This window comes from Diplocloster agilis (assembly GCF_019042275.1).
In the GTDB taxonomy this organism is placed as follows: Bacteria; Bacillota; Clostridia; order Lachnospirales; family Lachnospiraceae; genus Diplocloster; species Diplocloster agilis.
In genome coordinates this window covers 121,938-146,437 of sequence record NZ_JAHQCW010000007.1, presented here as the reverse complement: position 1 = coordinate 146,437, position 24,500 = coordinate 121,938, and the positions used below count along the sequence as shown (strand labels likewise).

Sequence of the window (24,500 nt, the reverse complement as noted above, 5' to 3'; positions counted from 1 at the left end):
GTCGGTTGCAGCGGTCTTCCATAATGCTTGGACGGCCCTTTTATTTTATCACGAAATATAAGATAAGGGAAAGCGTGTTAAAGAGATCAGAGCTGAAAGATAAAGCGGTCACTGCGGTACACGGTGCGGGCTACCTCTAAAATAGTTCCGCTGGGGCGGGATATACAGATTTCGCTTAGGACGAGGCAGGACTCATAACCGGGAATCTTCAGCAGGTCTCTCTCTTTTCGGCCGGGAGGGGAAAGGGATAGCTGGATCTTATCGCTGACCAGATTCTCATAGCCGCAGGATCGGATATATTCATATACGGAAATGATCTTTGAGGCATCCTGGTGAAGTTTTGGAAAATAGTTTTGGGGCAGGTAGCTGGTATGTATGGCGGCAGGTTCTCCATTTATCATGCGCAGACGGAGTATCTTATAAACAACCGTATCGGGCGGGGCCTCCAGCATATCGTAGATCAGAGAGTTATATTTGATAATCCGGGCCTCAATATTTTTCGACTCATATAATACGTCTAAATTTTTCATCTTTTCCGTAAAGCTTAGCGAATCATTCATCTGCAGCGGAAGCTTCTCTTTTTTACCGGAGAAAAAGCTGCCGTAGCCCTGCATCGAATAGATGTAGCCCAGCTCCTTTAATCTGCCGTAAGCCCGCCGGATCTCAGTGCGGGAGACGCCGAACCGGGCGGCCATATCGTTTTCGCTGGGCATCTTTTCATCTTTGCCGTATTGGTTTTGGCGTATTTCCTTGATTAATGTATCGGTAATTTCTTCCCAGGTAACAGGTTTGCTTTTCATATTTTCCTCCATTGGCGCATCCTCACTTTATAGAAGGTATTATAGCAAGACGGCATGTCGTGTAACAAGAGGTACGGCTTTGGTTTAACATGAGTTTTACAAACGAAACATGGCAACTTTACAAACGCTGACTATGATGGCGTTGTTGAGCAGGATATCAGAAAAATGAATCATATGGAAAAAGGGAGCTTTTATGACAAAAAAAGAAATTACAACCATACTGGCAAGAGCCACAAAAGAAGAGGCGGTAAAGATCGCTGCGCCGGTCAGGGAGGCATACCCGGTTCAGATTATGAAACAGCCCCAGAAAACGCTGGTTATGGTGAAGGTGCGGGAGTCGATTCAAAGATCACTGTTTTATCTGGGCGAGGTGCTGGCCTGCGAATGCATGGTGATGGTGAATGGAGTGAAGGGGAGCAGCATTTTGGCAGGAGATGATTTTGATAAGGTGCTGGCGGCTGCCGTGATTGACGCCGCGTTAAACGGGCAGGTAAAGGAGAGCGCCGGGATTCTGACTAAACTGGAGGGGTTAAGAAAAGCCCAGGAGAAATCCCGTGCAAAACAAAATGCCAGGATACTGAAGTCGAAAGTAAACTTTCAGGTTATGGGGGAGGCGTAAGAGCATGGAATACTTAAAAGAAAAACCGCTGCAGCTGGCCTATGAGTTTGATTTTGTCCATGACGGCCAGCGGGTATTCCGCCAGATGTTAAAGGCGGAGTCTAATCCCGGAACGGTCGTATCGATCGCCGGGCAGGCGGAAAAGTTTTCGGAGAGGTTCGCACCGCTGTCCGCCATTGGCTGTACGCTTCTGGACAATGAACAGACCATGTACGTGGAAAAAAACCAGAATCTGCAGAATCTGCTTCACGATCTGACCCTGTGCGCCCCGGCTGCACTTGAGGAGGCGGATTACCTGTTCCTGTCTTCCGAGATGAACTACGGTTCTATAAAAGAAATCTTCCGGAATGTGAAGAGGGGAACCTATGCGGACCCGCAGGAATCGGCGACTTTGCTCATCCTGTGTGACCAGATAACAGGAGAACAGAGGATCGAGCTGACCGGCCCTGGAATTAAGGATACCCTGGAAGTGCCGGTTACCCTTTACATAAAAAATCTGATTCGTATCCGGCAGGAAATCCGTATGGAATATCCGCTGGGAATCGAATTGTTTCTGGTAACGCCCCAGGGCGATCTGATGTGCGTGCCCAGACTTTGCAAAATGGCGGAATAGGAGGAAGCAAAAAACATGGCATATGTAGCGGTTACCGGCGGACAGGAAGCGATTGAACAATCCCTGCGCCTGCTGGAGATATTTCGGAACAGCGAAGAAGATATCAGCGTGAAGAGCATACAGGAACACATGTCTTTGCTGATCGATAAGATCATGAGCGAGGCGGGGCTGTATTCCAGGGAATATACGGCCCTGGCGCTGAAACAATGTGAGGGCAGCGTGGAGGAGGCGGTATTTCTTCTGCGGGCTTACCGTTCCACCCTTCAGAGAGATTACTATTCGCTGCCGGTGGATATGGGAAGTATGCGTCTGATCCGGCGGATTTCGGCTGCTTTCAAGGATATCCCAGGCGGCCAGATTCTGGGGCCGGCTTATGATTATTCCCATAGGCTGCTGGATTTTTCTCTGCTGGATACGAAGAATGGAAGTGATGCGGATCATACCGCCGGTGCAGGCCCGGAAGACCCGGATGGAGCAGAAGACCCGGATAGTGCAAAAGACCCGGATAGTGCAAAAGACCCGAACACCGCGGAAGCGCCGGATATCATATGCTCCAGAGTGTCGGATCTGCTGCGGAGCGATTCGGTCCTTCAGGGGGCTGCATCGGATGATGATACCCCGCCCTTTGACGTCACCTGTAACCTGCTGACCTTCCCGGCCCCCAGAAGCGCCCGGCTGCAGACCTTTGCCAGAAGCGACGCCGGATTTCTGGGCGGCGTGGCCTACAGTTCCATGCGCGGTTACGGAGCGGTACATCCCACCGTATCGGAACTGCGGTGCGGATATGTGGAAATCTGCGTGCCCTATCTGCTGGATGAGAAGGAATGCGTCTGTATCGGCGACATACTCGTAACTGAGGTGGAGGCGCTGGTGCCGTCCAGCACCGAGACGGATGAGGATTTTGAGAAAATGACGCTGTCCGGCGGCTACGGCCTGATCTTCGGACGCAATGAGAATAAAGCGATCGCCATGGCCATCGCGGATGCCAGCCTTCAGACCACGGGGGACACCCCATCCCAGGATGAGGAATTCGTGCTGACCCATGGGGACTGTCTGGAAATGAGCGGATTCATATCACATCTGAAGCTTCCGCATTATGTAACCTTCCAGTCCAAGCTGGACCGGGTGAGGGAGAAGGAGAATACACATGATTGACGGAAAACACTATAATTTTGCCTTCCTGGATGAGGGCTCAAAACGGGAAATCCGCAGAAGTATCTTAAAGGCGGTGGCCATTCCCGGATATCAGGTTCCCTTCGGTTCACGGGAGCTGCCTATCGGAAGAGGATGGGGAACCGGAGGAATCCAGATTACGCTGTCCATTATCGGAAAGGAAGATGTGCTGAAGGTGATCGACCAGGGCAGTGATGAAAGCGTCAACGCGGTAAATATCAAGAAGCTGGTGCGGGAATGTACCGATGTAAAAATCACCACGGATTCCGAGGAGGCCAGTATCATCCAGAGCCGGCACCGGATTCCGGAGATTCCCATGCGAGGAGATCAGATCCTGGTTCTGCAGGTGCCGACACCGGAACCCCTTCGGATCGTGGAGCCAAGGGAAGCGGTGACCAAGCAGATGCATGCGGAGGCGGAGTACAGCGGCATGTGGCTCTATCTGTTTGAAGATCTGATCCGCTATGGGGAAATCAGTATCAGCTCAGAATATCCGGTCAGCGTCGAGGGGCGCTACATTATGAATCCCAGTCCGATTCCCCGCTATGACAATCCGAAATTAAATGACAGTGAGACGCTCTACCTGTTCGGAGCGGGGCGGGAGAAGAAGATCTACGCGATTCCGCCCCACACAAAAGTGGAATCCCTGTGTTTTGCGGACGTTCCCTTTAAAAAGGAAGATTTTGAGGGAAAGAGCTGCCGCCTGTGCGGCGCTGCCGGCGTGTATCTGGACGAGTTGATCGAGGAGGGGACCGGACGCAAGGTATATGAATGCAGCGATACCGGATTTTGCAGAAAGAGAAGAGAACGGAGGCGGCAGGATGGAACAATCAGTGCTTAAAGTCGAACATCTCACCGTGCGTTATGGAAGAACCTGCGAATATTGCAGAAACGGGGGAAAACTGGACAAAAATACATGTCCGCACTGCAAGACGGTCTGGGCCTGTAAAGACGTGAACATCGAGCTGTATGAGGGAGAGATCCTGGGTGTGGTGGGCGAATCCGGTTCCGGCAAATCCACCCTGATGAAAAGCCTGTATTTTGATTTCCCGGTAACGGAAGGCCGGGGTTACCTGCGGGATTATGAGGGCGGAGAGGAAGAAATCTTCAGCCAGAGCCTGCAGCAGAAAAAATTTATTAAGAATCACATCATGGGAATGGTGTACCAAAATCCCATGCTGGGACTGAAGATGGACTATTCAAGCGCCGGAAATATTGCGGAGAAATTGATCGCGGCGGGGCACCGGAATTACGCCCGGATGAACGACAGGGTAACCGAATTACTGGACGCGGTGGAGATTCTCCAGAGCAGAAAAAAAGAACCGCCGAAAAATTTCAGCGGCGGTATGCAGCAAAGAGTGCAGATCTCCAAAGCGCTGGCAAACAACCCGGCCATATTGCTGTTGGATGAAGTAACCACGGGACTGGATCTGTCGGTTCAGGCCAGAGTGCTGGAACTGATCCGTACGATCCGCCAGAAATTCCATATTTCCATGCTGTTAGTGTCCCATGATCTGGCGGTAATCCGTATGCTGGCGGACCGGACCATCGTTATGCTGGACGGCCGGATTATCGAACAGGGACTGACGGACCAGATTCTGGATGATCCCCAGCATCCCTACACCCAGCAGCTGGTGCATTCCCTATTATAAAAGAAAAGAGTGCAGTAAATGCGCCACAGGAGGTAAATATGACTGAACGAAGAATCAGAATTACGGGAGGCAAACTGATCACCCCGGATTCTGTGCTGGAAGGATACGACCTGCTGATACAAGGTTCCCGGATTGCCGGGATTCTTCCGGCGGATGAGGGGAAGATGCAGGAAACCGATCAGGTGATCGATGCCCATGGCGTGTATCTGATGCCAGGGATGATCGATATCCATTCGGATATGATAGAAAATCTGATCCAGCCCCGCTCCACTGCGCTGATGGACTTTGATATGGCGCTTGCGGAGTCGGAGCGGCTGCTTGCTATGTGCGGGATCACCTCCATGTTCCATTCAATCTCCATGTACCGGGAGGGAACCTGGGATGTGAAAGAGATCCGTAAAGCCTCCCAGGTCCGCAGACTGGCGGAACTGATCCGGCAGAAAAAACAGAGGCCGGGACTGATCCGCCATTACTACCATCTGCGGTATGAGATCGATAATCTGGAGTGCTATCCGCAGGTGGAAGAGATGATTGCAAATGGCATGACGGATCTGGTCTCTTTTATGGATCACACGCCGGGGCAGGGACAGTATCAGGATCTGTCGGTTTACCGGAAGCATCAGCCGGATGAGGGGAAAAACTTAACGGACCGGGAATTCCGACAGCTGGTGGAACAGGAACAACAGAAACCAAAGGCATCGCAGGAACAGTTAAAAGTCCTGGCGGATCTGGCCGCATCCAGAGGAATCGCCGTCGCCAGCCATGATGACGACAGTATCGGGAAGCTTAAGAGAAACCGGAAGCTGGGGGTCCGCATCAGTGAATTTCCCATTACGCTGGAGGTGGCAAAGGAAGCGGTACGGGAGGGGTATCTGACCGTGCTGGGAGCGCCAAATATCCTGCTGGGCGGTTCCCATTCCGGCAACCTGTCGGCCCTGCAGGCTATCCGGGAGAAGGCGGCGGATGTGCTGGTATCAGACTATTATCCCCAATCCCTGCTCTACGCCGTGTTTCTGCTAAACCGCCGGTACGCAGTTGCGCTGCCGGAGGCGGTAGCCTATGTCACGAAAAATCCGGCTGCAGCGGTTGGTATTGGTTCGGAGTACGGATCGCTGGAAACAGGAAAAAAAGCGGACATCGTGTTTGTGGACAGTTCCGGGGAATTGCCGGTTATTCAAAAGGTGATGGTTAACGGCAATCTGGTAGTGGACTGTATGAATACGGGAATGGAGTAAAAATGGGTTATATATTAAAAATAGAAGATCTGTCTAAAAATTTCTATCTACACGAACAAAAACAGGAGATCAGAAGCTGTAACCATATTTCCTTTGCGCTAAACAAAGGAGAATTCGTGGGAATCGTAGGAACCTCCGGAGCCGGAAAATCTACGGTGCTCCGGTGCATTTACAGAACCTATCTGGCCACAACCGGTAAAGTGCTCTATGATTCGCTGGCTTCCGGCCTGATTGATCTGGTGCGGGCGGATGAACAGACGATCATCCGTCTGCGCAAGGCGGAGATCGGATATGTCTCCCAGTTTCTGTCCACCCTGCCGAGGACCACGGCGAAACAGCATGTGATCGCAGGGGCCCTGGACGCGGGCTTTTCCCGGCAGGAAGCGGCAGAACGGGCGGAGGAAATGCTGCGGTATTTCCGGCTCAATGAAAATCTTTGGGATATTTATCCCAATACCTTCTCCGGAGGGGAAAAACTGCGGCTGAACCTGGCGCATGCTATGGTCAAGGCGCCGCGGCTGCTGCTCTTAGACGAGCCGACGGCTTCCCTGGATAATGACACGAAGCTTCTTGTGAAAGAACTGCTGACGCGGTTAAAGAAGGAAGGGACCTCCATGATCGGTATTTTTCATGATCTGGAATTTATGGAAGGGCTATGTGACCATATTTACAATATTTCCGGGGGAAGATTTACAGCAGAGCATTAGCGGGAACTAAATTTCACCTATACCTATGTGCGGGGAGACGCACAGACGGAGGAAAAATGTATCAGGCAGATATGCATATTCACACAACCGTATCAGATGGAAGCGAACCGCCGGCGGCGGTTTTACAGAGGGCGAAGAAACAGGGACTAACCCATCTGTCCTTCACAGACCACGATACCGTAAACGGCGCGTTTTTGTACGGAAGCCTGGCAGAAGGATACGGCATCCGGATCATTCCGGGGGTCGAACTCTCCGCCTACGACTATAAATACGACCGCAAAGTACATATTCTGGGCTATGCTTACACCCAAAGCGTACATATTGAGAAGTTGGGAAAAGAGACACGGAAAAAAAGGCAGGAAAATTGCCTGAAGCAGATCGAGATATTGAGAAAGCTGGGTTTTATGATGGAAAGGGAGGAGATTCAGGGGATGGCATGTGACTGCATCTATAAGCAGCACATACTGGATTATCTGCTCAGAACGAATCAGTCTGACTGTCTGTTCGGAAGGGTCTACCGGGAAATATTCAAAAACGGAGGGCCCTGCGATTTTGATATCACCTATCCGGAAGCGGAGGCTGCGGTGGAGGCGGTCAAGGCAGATCATGGATTTGCCGTGCTGGCTCATCCGGGGCAGCAGCAGAATCTGGATCTGGTTCCGGCTCTGCTGGAAGCGGGATTAGACGGCATCGAGTACCGGCATCCCTCAAACGGGCCGGAAGATATGCAGAGAATCCAGGCGCTTGCCGGCCGGTATCAGCTGATTCTCACCGGGGGAAGCGACTACCACGGGCGTTACGAGCAGACCCAGACCCGATTGGGCGCTTATCCGGCTCCGGATAAGAGCCGGATCTGGTTTGGAGATGAGGGGTAATATACCGTTACCTGGTACCCAACCAGATTATAAAAATTTACATACATCTAACTCCGACATGAAGAGGAATTCACACGGAACCATTACAATATGGCTTGTGTAAAACATGAAATAAAAAATGATGAAGGAAAATGAGGAGGTTTCAAATGAAAAAATTAATTGTAACGGCCTGCATGCTGGCAATGGTCATGAGCACCCTGACAGGATGCGTGAAGAAAACGCAGGAGAGCCCGTCCGAACCAGCTGCCGGTACCGTCCAGGGAGATGAATCTGCCGCCCAGGGAGAGGCATCCACAACCCAGCTGCCGGCCAATGAGACGCAGTCCGCGGCTGTGAACGAAAAAGAACTTAATATCTATACGGCTCTGGAGGATGAACAGGTTACGGATTATCTGACCGAATTCAAAGAGCAGAATCCCGATGTTACCATCCATATTACAAGAGATTCCACCGGAATCATCACATCGAAGCTGCTGGCTGAAAAAGATAATCCGATCGCCGATGTGGTATGGGGATTATCCGCTACCAGCCTGCTGGTATTAAAACAGAATGACATGCTGGAAGGGTATGCCCCGGAGGGTGTGGACCGTATCCTGCCTGAATTCAAGGATGCGGCGGAAGTGCCTGACTGGGTTGGTATCGACGCCTGGGAAACCGCCTGGCTGGTCAATAAAGAAGTATTAAAATCCAAAGGGATCGATACGGTGCCGGCTTCCTATGAAGATCTGCTGGACCCCAAATACGAAGGCCTGATTGCTATGCCGAATCCGGCGTCCTCCGGAACCGGCCTGCTGACCGTCAATGGAATTCTGCAGCTGATGGGAGAAGAAAAGGGTTGGGAATACCTGGACGCGCTGGATAAAAACGTAGCCGTCTACACACATTCCGGTTCCCAGCCTGCAAAAGAAGCCGCTTCCGGAGAATACGGGATCGGAATCTCCTTTGGCTACCGCTGCATCAACTCTGCTTCGGAAGTCGGACCGGAGATCGCGGAAGCTGTATTTCCAAGCGAAGGTTCCGGCTGGGATGTGGAGGCAAATGCCCTGATTAAAAAAGCGGATCAAAAAGAGATCAGCAAGACTTTCCTGGATTGGGCTATTTCCGACAATATTATGCAAAAATACGCGGAAAACTATCCGATTGTGGCGATCGGCGTGGGTAGCGGCGTACCGGAAGGATATGCGCAGAACCCGGTAGACCAGCTGATTAAGCCTATGGATTTTGAGAACCTGGCTAAAAACCGGGAAACTACTCTGGACGAATGGACATTGCGTTATGATGCCAAGAGTGCTCAGAAAGAATAAGGAGTTTTAGAGCATGAGTGTTGGATTAAGAGCGGAGGGTGTCAGCAAGACATTCCACAAAAACGTGGCACTGCACAATATACATCTTTCGGTGGACAAAGGCGAATTTGTATGCCTGCTGGGGCCGTCGGGATGTGGGAAGTCAACGCTGCTTCGGATCATGGCGGGACTGGAGGCTCCAAGCGACGGTAAGATCTACATAAACGACAGGGATGTTACCCATCTTCCCCCTTCCAAACGAAACTTTGGAATCATGTTCCAGTCTTACGCGCTGTTTCCGAATCTGACGGCCTTTGAGAATGTGGCTTACGGACTGCGGAATCAGAAGATCAGGGAGCGGGATATTACGAAGAGGGTGGACCGGCTGTTTGATATCATACATTTGTCAGATGCCAAGGGAAGAGTTCCGGCACAATTATCGGGCGGCGAGCAGCAGAGGGTTGCTCTCGCCCGAGCTCTTGCTCTGGAGCCGGACTTTTTACTGCTGGATGAGCCTTTGTCCGCGCTGGACGCGAAGGTACGCCAGGAACTGCGGCGGCAGATCTGTTCGATCCAAAAGCAGATGAAGCTGACCACCATTATGGTGACCCACGACCAGGATGAGGCGCTTACCATGGCCGACCGGATCGTGGTGATGAACAAGGCCAATATCATGCAGGAGGGAACCCCGGAAGAAATCTACGAGACTCCGGTAAACCCTTTTGTAGCCGATTTTATCGGTACGATTAACTTTATCGACAAAGAACGGGGCGAGCTCTATCAGTGGGGGCATTCTCCCCTGACCGCGGTCCGCCCGGAAAAAATAAAATTGAGCAAAAAGGCTATGCCCCAGGGAGTCTCTTCCGATATCTTGGACATCGAGTTCCGCGGCTCTTTTTACCGGATACTTATCAGAACCCGTCATGTAAACGATGATCTGACGCTCCATGTGGATGTCCCGTTTACGACATTCAAAGAAATGGAACTGAGGCGCGGCCAGCAGATCTATTTTTCCATACCGAGGGAAGGAATGCTTCACTTTGAGAAGGCATGACAGAGGATATCAAGTATGAAGAATTTAAAACGGAAATTAGAGAACATATCCATTGAAAACTTCCTGAAAGGCCTGATCCTTTACTCGGTTCTGGTATTTCTAATCATTTTCCTGGTATTTCCGCTGGGAACCCTTTTTGTGAGAGCATTTCAAAGACCCGACGGCAGTCCGGCAGGCTTTGAACAATTCGCCCGGTATTTCACGAATCCGGCCATGCTGCAATCCGTCGGAAACACTTTTTTTGTGGCGATTGTCTCGACCCTTGTATCCGTCGGCCTGGCCTTCCTGTTTTCTTACAGCTTAAGCAGGAAAAATATAAGATTTAAAAATTTCTTCCGTTATATCGGCATGGTGCCGATCTTCGCGCCCACCATGCTTTTAGGTATCGCCCTGATCTATCTGTTTGGCAATAAGGGGATACTGACCGCGGCCGGCCTGGGAATTCCCCTGTACGGAAAGGTCGGCATCATTATAGCGGAAAGCATCTACTGCTTTCCCGTGGCCACTACCATCCTGATGGTGGCTTTCTCCGGAGCGGATAACCGGTTATATGAGGCGGCGGACAGTATGGGCACCTCCGCCTGGCGGAAGATGATTACCATCACGATCCCCAATGTAAAGTACGGGCTGATCAGCGCGCTGTTTGTGTCCTTCACCTACAGCTTTACGGACTTCGGAGCTCCCTCCGTCGTAGGAGGCAACTATAATGTGCTGGCCACCGATGTCTACAAGCAGGTGGTGGGACAGCAGAATTTCAACATGGGCGCGGTGGTGGGGATCGTGCTGCTGTTCCCGGCGGTGTTATCCTTTGCGGTCGACCGGATCACCAGCAGCAAGCAGAACGCATCCATCAGCTCCAAGGCTGTCCCTTACGTAATCAAACCCCACAAAACCTCGGACCGCCTGGCAGCAGGATTCTGCTGGCTGATTACGGCGGCTATGCTGCTATTCTTTGGAGTCGCCTTGTTTGCGTCTTTAATCAAGCTCTGGCCCTATAACCTGACTTTGACGTTAAAGAATTACGATCTGACACGGGTGGCGGCGGGCGCCGGAACCGCAGCATTTCGAAATTCGGTGCTGATTGCCCTGGCAGCGGCGGCGATGGGTACGGTGGCATGTTTTCTGACCGCCTACATGACCGAACGGATACAGAAATTTCCAAAAACCAGAAAACTTACCTATTTTCTCGGCATTACCCCGCTGGCCATACCGGGAACCGTGGTAGGGCTTAGCTATATCCTGTTTTTTAACGCTTCCTGGTTTGGAATTCCCTTTACTTCCTATGCGCTTCAAAGTCCGTTTTACGCTCTGTACGGCACGATCTGGATCGTGATATTCGCGGACATCATCCACTTTTTCTCCGTTCCCTTCACCACCGCGGTCACATCCCTGAAGCGTCTGGACAAAGAGTTCGAGACGGTGTCGGAATCCATGGGGGTGCCTTTTTACCATACATTGGGCAGAGTGATCATTCCCCTTTGTCTGCCTGCTATTATTGAAATGTTCGTTTACTATTTCGTAAACGCGCTGGTTACCGTATCGGCGGTGGTATTTATCTACTCCGCCCGGGTACCTCTCGCGGCTGTTGCGATCGTGAATCTGGAAGGGGCGGGAGACACTGCTCCTGCCGCCGCGATGTGTATGCTGCTGTTATTTATCAATCTGGGGGTCCGCCTGATCTACGAGGCCATTCGCCGTCATCAGGAAAAGAAGGGGCAGCGCCCGTAAGCCGGCCGGCTCAGGAAAAGAAGAGTCAGCGCCTGTAAGAATACCAGTAAAAGCAGCTGACCAGGCCGGCGCCGCCGGCCAGATTGCCAAGGGATACGCTGATAAGATTTTTTATACCGTTCATCACAGTGAGGGAATCAAAGGATACCCCGGACGATAACGCGGCCTGCGCATAACCGGGATCGGCCGCGGCCAGCAGACCGGCCGGTATAAAATACATATTGGCCACGCTGTGTTCAAAGCCACAGAGGACAAAGACCAAAATCGGCAGATATAACGCTGCGATTTTTCCGGTGACGGATACCGACCGGTAGGTCATCAGAACCGCGACACACACCAGGATATTGCACAGAATGCCAAGCACAAATGCCTGCGGGATGTCTAACGCGCATTTGGCCGCCGCGGTCCGGATCGTGGTTACGGCCGCCTGAGAACCGAAGAGGTTTAGCTGCCCGCTGACTGCGATCAGAAAGGCAGTAAACAGGGAACCCAGCAGATTTCCCAGATAAACGACCGCCCAGTTACGAAGCATACCCCCAATCGGAATCTGCTTTTGCAGTGCGCCGATCATGATCAGGTTATTACCGGTAAAGAGTTCGCTGCCGGCCATAACTACCATTATAAGCCCCGCGGGAAACACCAGACTGCTTAACAGTCTGGCCAGCGCGGGGTTTTCTATTGTACTGGATACGGTATTGGAAGCCACGGCTCCGACGGAGATAAAGATCCCGGCCAGGATACCCAGCGCCAGAAGCTTTCCGCAAGGCATAGATACCTTTGTCTTACCGCTTTCTATTATTTGGTTCAATGTTTCAACGGATGAATGCATGGAAGTCTCTCCTCATTTACAGATACTGTTATTTAATAAAATACCAGAAAAGGGTGGAGGTGTCTATTGGGATTTCATGAGATATGATATAATAGTCTGCAAAGATTATCATTATTAAGCTGGAAAGGATGGGATGACGGATGGGATTCACAGAGAAAAAGGCGGAGGAGCTTTTGTTCAATCCATTTACCAAGATCGGGAGGGAATGGATGCTGATTACCGCCGGAAACGAGGATAAATTCAATACGATGACTGCCAGCTGGGGCGGAGTAGGCGTATTATGGGGAAAGAATACGGTTACCGTTTATATCAGAGAGAGCAGATATACGAAGGAATTTGTGGATGCCGGCGATAAGTTTACGGTGGCGTTCTTCGGGGAAGCTTACCGGGAAGCCCTGAACATCTGCGGCAGCGTATCGGGCAGAGATGAGGATAAAGTGAAACGGGCCGGACTGACGCCCCTCTTTCTGGATGGGACGGCCGCGTTTGAAGAGGCGGATATGATTTTTGTATGTAAACGTCTCTATCACGCGCAGATGCCTCCGCAAAACTTTGACGAGAAGGAAAATGATGAAAAGTGGTATCCTACAAAGGATTATCACACCATGTACATCGCTGAAATTCAGAAAGTCATGATCCGTGATCAGACAGTAGAATAAAGGTACTTTGAAAATACCCCGGAAGCAGATCTGCCGGCAGTCAGGAACACACAGACGGCCGCAGATCCGATTCCGGGGGATTTTTATGAGATCTGTATTATGATACAAAGTGGTAATGGGCAAGACTGCACCTGAAAATTTACCTGATGTAAAGTGAAAATTTCTGGATTCCGGGGGACTCAAGGGTTAAAATAAGACATACCTGTCAAGGGAAGGAGCTTTGCATGAAATTTTATCAGAATATACAAAAGCTAAGAAAAGAAAAAGGTATGTCCCAGGAGCAGCTGGCTGAACAGCTGGGGGTATCCCGACAGACCATATCCAAATGGGAGAGCGGGGCTGTATGCCCCACGCTGGACCGGATGCAGGAGCTGGCCGCTCTGTTCGGTATCCCTCTGACCCAGCTTCTGGGGGAAGCCGGGGACGGAACCGAACAGGAACGCATCCAGGAATATGAAGAACAGATCCGCCGGCTGAAAGAGCAAAAAAAGCTGCATACGGCACTGGCACTGACAGCCGCCGCGGTATTCCTGATCCTGGCAGGCCTGTTTGTGTTATTGTTCTTTAATATCCGCAGTATCAACCAGAGAATCGACAGACTGGATCAGCAGATCAGCAGTATCACCTCCGATGTTACGGGACAGATCCTTGGCATCAAAAACGATCTGGAAGAGTCGGCAAAAAAGCAGGAAAGCCTGATCGCGGACTACGAGATAAAGCCAACCGGTCTGAAGCTATCCGATCATCAGCTAACCCTGAAAATCACAGTAACCCCTAAAACCTATATAGAGGGAACCAACGCCGAATTCCTGCTCCATGGAATCCGGGAATATTCTGCAGGGGCCCTTTACGAAAATGGCTGCTTTGCTGCAGAACTCCCTATCGCAGATGATGAAACGTCCCTGAAGTTTCAGATCAATTTTATTAACGAAGGAAAAATCAGCAGTGAATTCCTCGACATAGAAGATGTAGTCCATACATTTATCATGCCGGTGGGAGGAGTGGATGACCTGACTATTACAAAATCCGGTCAGGGAATCAAAATTGACGGTACAGCCGCTGCCACGTTTACTCCTATCTATGAATATAGTGGGAACGACTCTCCCCGTCCGTTAAATTATCCCGTATCCGGCAAGATCCTTGTCATACAAAACGGCCGTACGGTCCTGGAAAAAACCCTGGACATCAACCCTGAAGACTACAAGGAAAGCGTAATGAGTGACTGCTATATCTACGCCCAATTTCAGGACCAGCTAAACGACTGCAGCACCGGAGAAACGATCCGTATTTTAAGCACCCTGACAGATAATTATGGAAACATCCGGCAGGCAGAAGTGTGTACTTATATTGTACCGTAAGGTTCTCCAAAGCCTGTACTGTAAGGTCCCCCAAAACCCCAGTAGACAGAATCCGGGAAAACTATTACAATAAAGAGCAATAGAAAACTTTTTGGATAGCAGATACGGCAGAGGAGAATGTATGGAGGAATTAAGGCTGGTATTACAGGATATAATGAATATAGATTTGATACAGGTGACCATGAGCGGCGCCAGGAATCCGGATGGCTGTGTGAAGATAAAGATGCGGCCGATGCTTCGGCGGGACCAGGTGTATTTTCAGGCGGAAGAATTCCGGAATAACCAGGTGTTCCATCAGAATCTGGAGACGGATCAGGCGGCGGCCTATGTGATGGAGAAAATGGAGCATCATTTTAAGCAGCTGCAGGCGGAGACAAAGCGGGAGAACGTGAATGTCCTGGTCAGTAAAAAAGGCAGGGTGAATGTAAAACGGCAGCGCCTTAAGCAGGCAAAAGAGCAGGGAGATCTGTCTCATAACCGCAAGAAACAGTATGTGCTGCCGGAGGGGACGGCGGTTCCTTTTCTGGTGGATCTGGGCGTCATGACCCGGGAAGGGGCTGTGGTAAAAAGCAAATACGATAAATACCGGCAGATCAACCGGTTCCTGGAATTTATCCGGGATGTGCTGCCGGAGCTTCCGAAAGGACGGCAGCTTACGATACTGGATTTTGGGTGCGGAAAATCTTATCTGACCTTTGCCATGTATTATTATCTGAAAGAGCTGGAAGGATATGATATAAGGATTATCGGATTGGATCTGAAAAAAGAAGTGATTGACCGCTGCAATCAGTTGAGCAGACAGTATGGATATGACAAATTGGATTTTTTGACCGGGGATATCGCGGATTATGAAGGGGTATCTGAGGTGGATATGGTGGTTACCCTTCATGCCTGTGACACGGCGACGGATTTCGCGCTGGCCAAAGCGGTCCGGTGGAACGCAAAGGTTATTTTATCGGTGCCCTGCTGCCAGCATGAGCTGAACGGGCAGATCAGGAGCGATGTTCTGGAGCCGCTGTTTCGGTACGGGATTATTAAGGAGCGGATCGCCGCGCTGGCGACGGACGCGCTGCGGGCAGAGCTTCTGGAGCAGCAGGGGTATCGGGTGCAGATGTTGGAGTTCATCGACATGGAGCATACGCCGAAGAACTTGTTGATACGTGCCGTGAAAACGCGTAAAATGGAAGACAGCCGGCAGCGGTATGAGGCGTGCCGGGATTTTCTGGGGGTCCATCCTTCTTTGGAAAGGTTGCTGTGTGAACAATCTGAAGTGAAGGGAAAGATCAAATGAAGAATTTACTGATTCGGATCGTTGTGCTGCTGCTGGTGTTTGCAGGAGGAGTCGTTGCGTTCAGCAGTATTTTAGATAAAGGAAATACCGGCCTGACGGCCGAGATGTCGGCGGCCACGCTGCCTGTGGCGTATACGGAAGTAGAGGGCATGCAGGTGAACCGTATGCAGGGCTATACTCAGGAGATGGACGCGAATTATGTCCGGGATTCCATTACACCGCTGCCGCAGGACCGGAAGCTTACCGTTTTGATCCGGGAATACGGCAATGCGATACGTAATCTTACCTATGAAGTGCGCAGCATTGACACCACCCGCCTGGTGGAAGATACGCAGGTGACGGACTTTTCCCAGAGTGACGGATATTTCCGCGTGGTTCTGCCGATCAAAGACCTGTTAGAGCAGGGACAGGAATATATATTGAAACTGATCGTGGAGACAGAGGACGCCACGGTAGATTACTATACCCGTATCGTCTATGACGAGGAGATGCACGCAAAGGACTGCGTTGACTTTATGCAGTCTTTCAGTGACGCCACTTTTGAAAAAGAGGAGGCGGATTTTGACATATCAAAATATCTGGAACCGAATTCCCAGGGGGACAATTCCACGTTTCAGCATGTGACCATTCACAGTAAGCTGTCCCAGGTGAACTGGGGGGAAATGGAAGTAAAACGGGCCGGCGAAGCGGAAGTATCCATAAAGGAGATCAGTCCCACCGCCACCTCCGCCGTATTGCAGTATACGGTGACCGCCCCGGATGAAAATGGCAAGTCGGAGAGTTACCATGTATCCGAGTTTTTCCGGGTACGCTATACGCAGGACCGGATGTACCTGCTTGACTATGACCGGACCATGGAGCAGGTGTTCGACCAGGAGGGAGCCCAGTTCGGGAAACAGTCGATCTATCTGGGAATCCGGGATAGTGAGATAGACTTTAAGACAAATGAAAAGGGAGATAAGATCAGCTTTGTCCAGGAACGGGAGATGTGGCAGTACGACCAGACCGAGGATAAGATGTCGCGGGTGTTCAGCTTTTATGACGGGAAAGACCAGCGGGCTTCCTATGACCAGCATGAGATCAAGATCATAGATGTGGATGAAGAGGGAAATACGGACTTTATGGTCTATGGCTATATGAACCGGGGGCGGCATGAGGGTAAATCCGGCGTTTGCGTCTACAAGTTCAGCAGCGTATCGAATACGATTGAGGAGACGGCTTTTATCAGCAGCCCCAAATCCTTTCAGTTATTGGATCAGGATGTGGGCGTCCTTTCCTATGTAAATAAAGCGGGAAAATTGTTCCTGATGATCAACGGCAGCCTCTACCAGATCGATCTGGCATCGGGAAGCTGTCAGACGCTGGCTTCCGGTATCAAAGAAGGCTGTTACAATGTGTCGGGGGATAACCGGCTGTTCGCCTGGCAGGAACAAAACGACCCGTATCACTCCACCAGTATTACCGTCATGGATCTGGAAAACGGGTTCCATCATACGGTAAATGCCGAAGAGGGGGAATATATCCGGGCGCTTGGATTCGTGGATACGGATTTTATGTACGGAGCTGCCAGGCAGGAAGATCTGGAGACGGAAGTGACCGGGAATGTCCTGTTCCCGATGTACCGGCTGGTGATTCTGAATGAGGAAGAAGGCCAGAAGGGCGCGATCGCCAAGGATCTGAACTATGGGGATTCCGGTCTGTATATATCCGATGCGGCTGTCTCCAACAACAGGATTACCCTGTACCGGGTAGAACGAAGTGCGGGCGGATACACCCGGACAGATGAGGACTATATCATGACCAATGCGGCGCAGGAGGAACAGAAGGTCAATGCCGGCAGCTATGTGTCGGAATTAAAGGAGACGGTGTATCAGATCTCCCTGCTGTGGCCGGTGGAAAATACAAAGCCCAAGCTACTTCACCCGAAGGAGGTACTGTTTGAGGATTCCAGGGAAGTAGTGCTGGAAGAAGCCGCGGATCCCAGCAGCCGGTTTTATGTCTACGGAAGAGGCCGCCTGCAGGCCGTATATGCGGAAGCGGGTCCGGCTATCCGTCAGGCGGATGAGATCATGGGCGTCGTGGTTGCGGATAATCAGAAATACGTATGGGAACGGGGCAACCGTAAGCTTCGGACTAAGCTGGCCGATCTGTCCGCGGAGACAATCGAGGAGGGTAAAACCAGTCTTTCCGTATGCTTGGATGTGATGCTGAAGAGGCATGATATCTATATCAATTCCCAGGAATTTCTTAACAGCGGCCAGTCGACGGTGGATATACTGAACGAGCAGCTGGAAAACCGGGCGGTGGATCTGACCGGGTGTTCCCTGGAAGAGACCTTTTACTATATCAGCAACGGCGCGCCGGTGCTGGGCATGATCGATGGAACCAATGCGGTGCTGATTATCGGGTACGATGAGGTAAGCGTAAGTTATCTGAATCCGTCCGGCGGATCCATTGAGAAAAAAGGATTAAAAGCATCTTCTGAAATGTTTGAGGCTGCGGGGAATGTATTTATCAGTTATGTGAAATAATAGAACGCAGAGGAATTCAAACCCGGGACCGTTCGGTTAGGAGGAATCGGGATGGAAATCGTAAAGTTGATAAATAATTCAGGAATAATGAAAAGAGGATAACTGATATGGATGAAAGAATCAAACAGCTGGCCCGGAATCTGGTCCGGTATTCCTGCAAGGTGAAGGAAAATGACAAGGTCTATATACATTATATCGGAGAAGACACGGAAGATCTGGCCCGGGCGGTCATCAAAGAGGTGTATGAGGCGAAGGGAATCCCATTCGCCCATTTCACAGGACAGCGGGTCCAGCGGGAGATCCTGTTGAACTGTACGGAAGAACAAATGAAACTGATAGCTGAGGTGGATGCGCTTGAAATGTCCAAAATGGACTGCTATATCGGAATCAGAGGCTCTGCCAACTCATCGGAGCTGGCGGATGTGCCTGCGGAGAAAATGAAGCTGTATGAGAAACTGTATTCCACTCCGGTGCACCATGAAATCCGGGTCCCCAAAACCAGATGGGTGATTCTGCGCTATCCAAACGCGTCCATGGCCCAGCTTTCCAATACCAGCACGGAAGCCTTTGAAGACTTCTATTATAAAGTCTGCAATCTGGATTATTCCAAAATGCTTGCAGCCATGCAGGAACTGGTAAAACTGATGAATCGCACCGACCGGGTGCGTCTCACCGGTCCGGGGACGGATCTGAGCTTTTCCATCCGGGATATTCCCGCGATTCCCTGTGCCGGAGAGATGAATATCCCGGACGGAGAGGTGTTTACCGCGCCGGTCAGGGACTCGGTAAACGGAAAGATATCCTACAATACCCCTTCGCCTTATCAGGGATTTACCTTTGAAAATGTCTGTCTGGAATTCAAGAACGGGAAAATCATCAACGCCACGGCCAACGATACCACCAGAATCAACCAGATCTTCGACACGGACCAGGGCGCCAGATATGTGGGGGAATTCGCCATAGGGGTGAACCCTTATGTGCTGGAACCCATGAAGGATATACTGTTTGATGAGAAGATCATGGGCTCCATCCACTTTACGCCGGGCAACTGCTATGAGGAAGCGCCAAACGGCAACGAGTCCGCGATCCACTGGGATCTGGTTCTGATCCAGAGGCCGGAGTACGGAGGCGGAGAGATCTATTTTGACGATATGCTGATCCGAAGGGACGGCAGATTCGTGCTGCCTGAGCTGGAGTGCCTAAACCCGGAAAATCTGATGTAGAAAAAGCTTATACCGTCTTGAAAATCTGATGTTTATATTTATTCAGCGCAAACATCAGAATGAGGCCAAGGATACCGCAGCATGCCACTTCCCCGATTCCCACAGTCAGCATCATAAATGGGATCGGTAAAAGGATCTGATATCCGTAGCGAAGGATAAAGGGTACGATCAGGATATTAGCAAAGATCGGCGGGAGGGGCACCAGATAGCGGTGTTTGCGTAACAGGTAGGACCCCACGGCTCCGATCAGGGTAGCCAGACTGCCGAAAAGGATGTCGGGGAGAATGGAACCGGCCAGAATATTACCGAGCAGGCAGCCCACAAACAGTCCTGGTATGGCGGCTGGGGTGAACATGGGAAGAATGGTCAGAGCTTCCGAGATGCGAAACTGGACCTGCCCGAATCCAAACGGGGCGAATACGAGTGTCAACACGACATAGACAGCGGCTATCATAGCCGCCTGGGTGATGAATAGTACCTTTTTGTTTTTCATTTTTAATCTCCTTTAGTTTTGTTTTACGTGTGGAAGGTCTCGAACACACGGGTTAGTTGCCGTGAATCCTTAGTATTAATGAGGATTTGCGGCTTTTTTAGTATAACAGGAAAAAGGGAAAAGTCAAGAGAGGACTCTACTTTGTTTGGCTTAGCTTTTGGGGAAGGAAGATAACGGATTGGGACGGGATAAGGGAAATGTGGGTGTCAGGGATTGAAGGTGTGAAACAGGTGAATACCGTAAGGCCACAGGGTATCCCATGGAAAAACGATGCGTTCCGATAAGAGTAAGAGAAAAGAGGGAAGCCATTGAAAATGTTGCAATATGACGCAGGGAGTGCTATTATATATAATATAAAAGGTGTTACCGAATATACGGTTAGCCCAAGAAAATAGTTTAATCAAAAATGACCGCTTGTTTTCTCAGGACAGGGCGGTCATTTTTGTGATTTATGATTGCTTCCTATGGCATATCCAAGTCCAAAAGCTGTCAGTATAAGACTAATTACAGCAATCAGACCTTCCAACGTCAACATAAGCAAAACCCTCTTTCGTACAAATTTCTTATGTAGAACATAAGATTTCTATATTAACAGAGGGTCACAGTCCCTCTGAAAGAGGGCTAACCGCATACCCGATATTGGTAACACCGTGATTATTATAACAAATGAATATGGTAAAAACAAGAGCAGTACGTATGTTAAAGAAGCCTAAAAAGGGCAAAGGAAAAGATGTAAAACAGAAACATGATAGAACGGTTATTGATCAACTATGGGTGCCAATAAGCATTATAAATGTCTATTGGCACTTATTATATTATAGATTAGATTGACTTAACTTTTGGTGAAGGAAGATAACGGGGAGAAGAAGGCAGATAAAGGATTGGGACAGCAATCAAAGCGTAACAGCTAAGAATTGACAAACAGAGAAAAAAGTAATACTATATACTTAATAAATTTTATTAAGAAAGAGAGACGGACAGACCATGAGTTACAAGGGAACCCCTTCAATTCTAAAATCAGTAAACCGGCAGTTGGTGGAAGAATATGCCAGGTCCTGTGACATGACCACGAAGCCCCAGATTGCGGCGGCTACGAATCTGAGCCTGGTGACGGTGACAAAGATCGTGAACGCCATGGTGGACGAGGGAATCCTGCAGGAATGCGGTACGGCAGATTCCACAGGAGGACGCCAGGCCGTGTGTTACCGCATCAATCCTATGGCAAACTACTTTATATGCATCAATCATACCGAGGAGGAGTTTACCTGTGCGATGGTGGATGCTGCGGGTTCGGTAGTCAGACAGGAAAAACTTCATCTTAAGGAATCCGGTACAGACAAACTGTTTGAAAAATTATGTGACGCGATTGATTCATTTGGCGGAAAAAACGGGGGACAGGCTCCGAAGGCCATAGGGATCGGACTGCCCGGCGTGACCCATGAAGGCAAGGTGAGCAGTATTCCCCGTATACCGGACTGGGAAGATTATCCGCTGGCGCAGATGCTGGTGGAGCGTTATCCGGATACGTCCGTATTGTTGGAAAATGATATTAACTTAGCCGCGCTGGGATTACACCGGCGGCGGTACAAGGGAAAATTCCGCAACCTGATTTTGATCTACCTGGAGAGAGGAGTGGGGGCGGGGCTGATCATAAACCGGCAGCTGTATCAGGGCAAATCCCATTTCGCGGGAGAGATCGGGTATCTCCCTGTATTCCGCAAAGGAATGTCTGCACCGGTTATGATGGAGCAGGCCGTGAGAAAGGTACAGGATAGGCAGGAGCTGGTCGGGATCGTAAAGGACTGTCTGGTAAATGTGGTCTGCATATTTAATCCGGAGGCTGTGGTGCTGTGCGGGAGAGGGATGAATCAGGAGGACGCGGACGGAATCCGAAAGTATGTGTCGGATACGCTGGGCGCTGCCAATACGCCGGAGATATCTACCTTATCCGATCTGAGTAAATACTGTATCGAGGGTCTGATCCATATGTGCAGGGAACGTACCGGGCATGGCTATGCCATAGCCAGGACGAACAGGAGGGAGATATGATGGAGAGACTTATCCTGTCTGTGGATGGCGGTGGAAGCAAGACCTGTTTTTTGGCGGCGGCGCCGGATGGGAGTCCCCGATACCGTGCCGAAGCAGGAGCTACCAGCCATAAGTCCGTAGGACGCCGGAAGGCTTCGGCCAACCTTCATGAGGGGCTGTGCGCGCTGAAACAACAGGGATTGGACAGAAAATCGCTAATGGTCAGCGTCTTCGGCCTTTCCGGATGCGACACCCCCGCGGACCGGGAATTTCAGATGGAACTGCTGAGAAAAGAGGGGTTTCGGGAAGATAACACCATTCTTTGTAATGACGCGGTTCTGGCGCTGTATGCCCAGTGCCTGCCTCCCGGCATCGTGGTGGTGGCGGGAACCGGTTGTATCTGTGTAGGAATCGATGAGAACGGGCAAATGCACCGGGTAGGCGGCTGGGGCTATGATTACAGTGATCTGGGCGGGGGACAGTGGATGGGGGCTGCTGTGCTTAGCCAGGCGCTGCTGTACTGCGACGGGTGCCGAAGCTATGATCCTGTTTTTGACGCGGTGATGGCTTCAGCCGGAGTATCCGATACAAAGGAATTGCGCTGGTGGGCGGCGGATATCAAAGATCAGACCACAGTAGCGGCATTGGCCCGCACCGTATTTGAGACGGACTCCCCTTTGGCGGGGGAGCTGTTGGAGAAAGGCGCCGGACTGGTGGCGCTCCAGGCGGCGGGGCTTCTGAAGGCGATACGTAATGAGGGACAGGGGGATTACCGTGTCGTTTTGGCAGGAGGACTATTTCACAGTGAAGCTTATCACAGGGCGGTAGTCAGTCAGTTATGCCGGCTGGGCGGAGTCCCGCCTGCGGATATTGTAAAGCTCGCACACCCGCCGGTGGAGGGCGGAATCCGGCTGGGCGCTCAGTTTTTGTCCAAACAGAAGGATGCCCGGTGAAGCGCATAACGATGCGGAGCTGATTAAGCGGTAATGGAAAGGAGAGGGTGATTTATGGATAAGGAACTAAAATTACGGGAAAAACTGGTCTATACGGGCGGCCTGATGGGGCAGAACATGATTTATAATTTCATGAGCACCTACATTATGTTCTTCTTCACGGACCTTCTGGGAATTACTCCGGGAGCGGCTACCGCGATCGTGGTGGCCGCCAGCCTGTGGGATGCCGTCAATGATCCGATGATGGGGGCGATCGCGGACAAAACACGCAGCCGCTGGGGGAAATTCCGTCCCTATCTGCTGTTCGGGCCTGTGTTCATCGGCATTACCACAGTATTATGCTTTACGGATTTTCGACTGGGCACCTCTGCGGTAGCGGTGGCAGCGATCTGCTATGTCCTCTGGGGAATGTCGTATACTGTGTGCGATATACCGATTTGGGCATTGTCCAGCGTGGCGTCTAAGAACCCGGACGAGAAAAATCAGCTGGTTACTCTGGGGAAAATCGGGGGAACAGTGGGGACCGCCATCGTCACGGTGTGCGGTATCATGCTCATCAAAGCGTTCGGGACGGAACGGGAAGCGGGAGCCTACACCGGCGCCGCTCTGATTCTGGCGGTCATCGGGGGATTGCTGATGATCCTTACGAGCCTGGTTATGCGGGAGAGAATCCGTCCGGACAAGGAAGCGGTGCCGATCCGGCAGAATCTTCGGACAATCACCAGGAATAAGCCGTTAAAGCTCCTGATGATATCTCTATTAATTGTAAACCTGGTCAATAATCTGCGGCAGGTCACACAGATGTATTTTGTCGTTTATGTGTGGGGAGATTCCGGCCAGCTGATCAACGTGGGGATCAGCCTGATCATCGGCATGTGCCTGGGGATGGCCGTCTCACCCAAACTGCTGGCCCGGTTTGAAAAACGGGTGGTATATATGTGGGCCTGTATCCTGGGCTTTATCTCCAGTAGTCTGCCATTTTTTGTGGCCGGCGACAGTATTTTGACCGCGTTACTCTTTCTGGGTGCCAGCTTTGCGTTTACGGGCGTCACTACGGTATCCAGCACTTCCATGCTGATGGACGGCATCGATTATTCGGAATGGAAGCTTGGGTTCCGGGGGGAAGGGCTGGTATTCTCCATGAACACGCTGTTGAATAAATTCAGCGCAACCCTGGCGAAGGGAATCTTAGGGCTTGGCCTGGTACTGATGCATTACGTGGAGAACCAGCCGGTGACGGCAACCACCCAGTGGGGATTCAGCTTCATGATGTATCTGGTCCCGGGTATCTGTTTCCTTATCTCCATGATTCCCCTGTTCTTTTATAAGATCAGCAAGGAGGAAAAAGACGCGATCAGCGCGATGCAGAAGCAGAAATATCAGGAATTTTAAATTT

22 protein-coding genes are annotated in these 24,500 nt (G+C 50.8%); 19 read left to right on the top strand and 3 right to left on the bottom strand.

The genetic code is table 11. The features are described from left to right. Positions 1 to 86: 86 nt before the first annotated feature. The gene (locus KTH89_RS06500) at positions 87 to 800 is read right to left on the bottom strand and encodes a GntR family transcriptional regulator (protein WP_238721104.1); all 714 of its coding nucleotides are present in this window, start codon (positions 798 to 800) and stop codon (positions 87 to 89) included. A gap of 193 nt (positions 801 to 993) precedes the next feature. Between KTH89_RS06500 and phnG the strand changes: the two genes are divergently transcribed. The 11 genes from phnG (at position 994) to KTH89_RS06445 (ending at position 11,739) form a co-directional block, all read left to right on the top strand. After that, entirely contained in the window at positions 994 to 1,419 is a 426-nt protein-coding gene (gene phnG, locus KTH89_RS06495; RefSeq protein WP_238721103.1) for a phosphonate C-P lyase system protein PhnG, read from the top strand. Positions 1,420 to 1,423: 4 nt separating this feature from the next. After that, positions 1,424 to 2,032, top strand: coding sequence for a phosphonate C-P lyase system protein PhnH (gene phnH, locus KTH89_RS06490; protein WP_158342143.1), 609 nt, complete (start codon positions 1,424 to 1,426; stop codon positions 2,030 to 2,032). A gap of 15 nt (positions 2,033 to 2,047) precedes the next feature. Then, positions 2,048 to 3,187 carry a carbon-phosphorus lyase complex subunit PhnI gene (locus KTH89_RS06485; RefSeq protein ID WP_238721102.1) on the top strand — a complete coding sequence of 380 codons (1,140 nt, stop codon included), beginning with the start codon at positions 2,048 to 2,050 and terminating at the stop codon, positions 3,185 to 3,187. Further along, complete coding sequence (locus KTH89_RS06480) at positions 3,180 to 4,046, top strand: alpha-D-ribose 1-methylphosphonate 5-phosphate C-P-lyase PhnJ (RefSeq protein ID WP_158342139.1); 867 nt, start codon at positions 3,180 to 3,182, stop codon at positions 4,044 to 4,046. Before KTH89_RS06485 ends, KTH89_RS06480 begins: the two co-directional genes overlap by 8 nt. Next, positions 4,027 to 4,857: an ATP-binding cassette domain-containing protein gene (locus KTH89_RS06475; protein WP_158342137.1), complete on the top strand. Its 831-nt coding sequence runs from the start codon at positions 4,027 to 4,029 to the stop codon at positions 4,855 to 4,857. Before KTH89_RS06480 ends, KTH89_RS06475 begins: the two co-directional genes overlap by 20 nt. Before the next feature lie 38 nt (positions 4,858 to 4,895). Next, positions 4,896 to 6,092 carry an alpha-D-ribose 1-methylphosphonate 5-triphosphate diphosphatase gene (locus KTH89_RS06470; protein WP_238721101.1) on the top strand — a complete coding sequence of 399 codons (1,197 nt, stop codon included), beginning with the start codon at positions 4,896 to 4,898 and terminating at the stop codon, positions 6,090 to 6,092. Between the two features lie 2 nt (positions 6,093 to 6,094). Then, the gene (locus KTH89_RS06465; protein WP_158342134.1) at positions 6,095 to 6,799 is read left to right on the top strand and encodes a phosphonate C-P lyase system protein PhnL; all 705 of its coding nucleotides are present in this window, start codon (positions 6,095 to 6,097) and stop codon (positions 6,797 to 6,799) included. 56 nt (positions 6,800 to 6,855) lie between these two features. Continuing rightward, complete coding sequence (locus tag KTH89_RS06460) at positions 6,856 to 7,674, top strand: PHP domain-containing protein (RefSeq protein WP_238721100.1); 819 nt, start codon at positions 6,856 to 6,858, stop codon at positions 7,672 to 7,674. 146 nt (positions 7,675 to 7,820) lie between these two features. Then, the gene (locus KTH89_RS06455) at positions 7,821 to 8,978 is read left to right on the top strand and encodes a putative 2-aminoethylphosphonate ABC transporter substrate-binding protein (protein WP_238721099.1); all 1,158 of its coding nucleotides are present in this window, start codon (positions 7,821 to 7,823) and stop codon (positions 8,976 to 8,978) included. Between the two features lie 13 nt (positions 8,979 to 8,991). Further along, complete coding sequence (locus tag KTH89_RS06450; RefSeq protein WP_238721098.1) at positions 8,992 to 10,011, top strand: ABC transporter ATP-binding protein; 1,020 nt, start codon at positions 8,992 to 8,994, stop codon at positions 10,009 to 10,011. A 15-nt stretch (positions 10,012 to 10,026) separates the two neighbouring features. Beyond that, positions 10,027 to 11,739: a putative 2-aminoethylphosphonate ABC transporter permease subunit gene (locus KTH89_RS06445; RefSeq protein WP_238721097.1), complete on the top strand. Its 1,713-nt coding sequence runs from the start codon at positions 10,027 to 10,029 to the stop codon at positions 11,737 to 11,739. A 25-nt stretch (positions 11,740 to 11,764) separates the two neighbouring features. On the opposite strand, the gene KTH89_RS06440 is transcribed toward KTH89_RS06445, so the two are convergent. Further along, complete coding sequence (locus KTH89_RS06440) at positions 11,765 to 12,568, bottom strand: formate/nitrite transporter family protein (protein WP_238721096.1); 804 nt, start codon at positions 12,566 to 12,568, stop codon at positions 11,765 to 11,767. Between the two features lie 140 nt (positions 12,569 to 12,708). Here KTH89_RS06440 and KTH89_RS06435 point away from each other — a divergent pair, with 140 nt between their 5' ends. The 5 genes from KTH89_RS06435 (at position 12,709) to KTH89_RS06415 (ending at position 19,630) form a co-directional block, all read left to right on the top strand. Next, positions 12,709 to 13,227, top strand: a complete 519-nt coding sequence (locus tag KTH89_RS06435) for a flavin reductase family protein (RefSeq protein ID WP_158342123.1) — start codon at positions 12,709 to 12,711, stop codon at positions 13,225 to 13,227. Positions 13,228 to 13,451: 224 nt separating this feature from the next. Beyond that, positions 13,452 to 14,585 carry a helix-turn-helix domain-containing protein gene (locus KTH89_RS06430; RefSeq protein ID WP_238721095.1) on the top strand — a complete coding sequence of 378 codons (1,134 nt, stop codon included), beginning with the start codon at positions 13,452 to 13,454 and terminating at the stop codon, positions 14,583 to 14,585. Positions 14,586 to 14,706: 121 nt separating this feature from the next. After that, complete coding sequence (locus KTH89_RS06425; protein ID WP_238721094.1) at positions 14,707 to 15,876, top strand: class I SAM-dependent methyltransferase; 1,170 nt, start codon at positions 14,707 to 14,709, stop codon at positions 15,874 to 15,876. Further along, positions 15,873 to 18,407: a hypothetical protein gene (locus tag KTH89_RS06420; RefSeq protein ID WP_238721093.1), complete on the top strand. Its 2,535-nt coding sequence runs from the start codon at positions 15,873 to 15,875 to the stop codon at positions 18,405 to 18,407. The genes KTH89_RS06425 and KTH89_RS06420 overlap by 4 nt, the downstream gene beginning before the upstream one ends. Positions 18,408 to 18,514: 107 nt before the next feature. Beyond that, positions 18,515 to 19,630: an aminopeptidase gene (locus KTH89_RS06415; protein WP_238721092.1), complete on the top strand. Its 1,116-nt coding sequence runs from the start codon at positions 18,515 to 18,517 to the stop codon at positions 19,628 to 19,630. 7 nt (positions 19,631 to 19,637) lie between these two features. Here the strand turns inward: KTH89_RS06415 and KTH89_RS06410 are convergent, their stop codons facing one another. Next, positions 19,638 to 20,123 (bottom strand): QueT transporter family protein, encoded by a 486-nt coding sequence (locus KTH89_RS06410; protein WP_238721091.1) that lies wholly within the window; start codon positions 20,121 to 20,123, stop codon positions 19,638 to 19,640. A gap of 984 nt (positions 20,124 to 21,107) precedes the next feature. On the opposite strand from KTH89_RS06410, the gene KTH89_RS06405 reads away from it, so the two are divergent. Genes KTH89_RS06405 through KTH89_RS06395 form a run of 3 tightly spaced genes read left to right on the top strand, consistent with a single transcriptional unit; the run spans position 21,108 to position 24,496 of the window. Then, positions 21,108 to 22,172: an ROK family protein gene (locus KTH89_RS06405; protein WP_158342112.1), complete on the top strand. Its 1,065-nt coding sequence runs from the start codon at positions 21,108 to 21,110 to the stop codon at positions 22,170 to 22,172. After that, positions 22,169 to 23,104, top strand: a complete 936-nt coding sequence (locus tag KTH89_RS06400) for an N-acetylglucosamine kinase (protein ID WP_238721090.1) — start codon at positions 22,169 to 22,171, stop codon at positions 23,102 to 23,104. Before KTH89_RS06405 ends, KTH89_RS06400 begins: the two co-directional genes overlap by 4 nt. 54 nt (positions 23,105 to 23,158) lie before the next feature. Then, complete coding sequence (locus KTH89_RS06395) at positions 23,159 to 24,496, top strand: MFS transporter (protein ID WP_238721089.1); 1,338 nt, start codon at positions 23,159 to 23,161, stop codon at positions 24,494 to 24,496. The last annotated feature ends 4 nt before the right edge of the window (positions 24,497 to 24,500 follow it).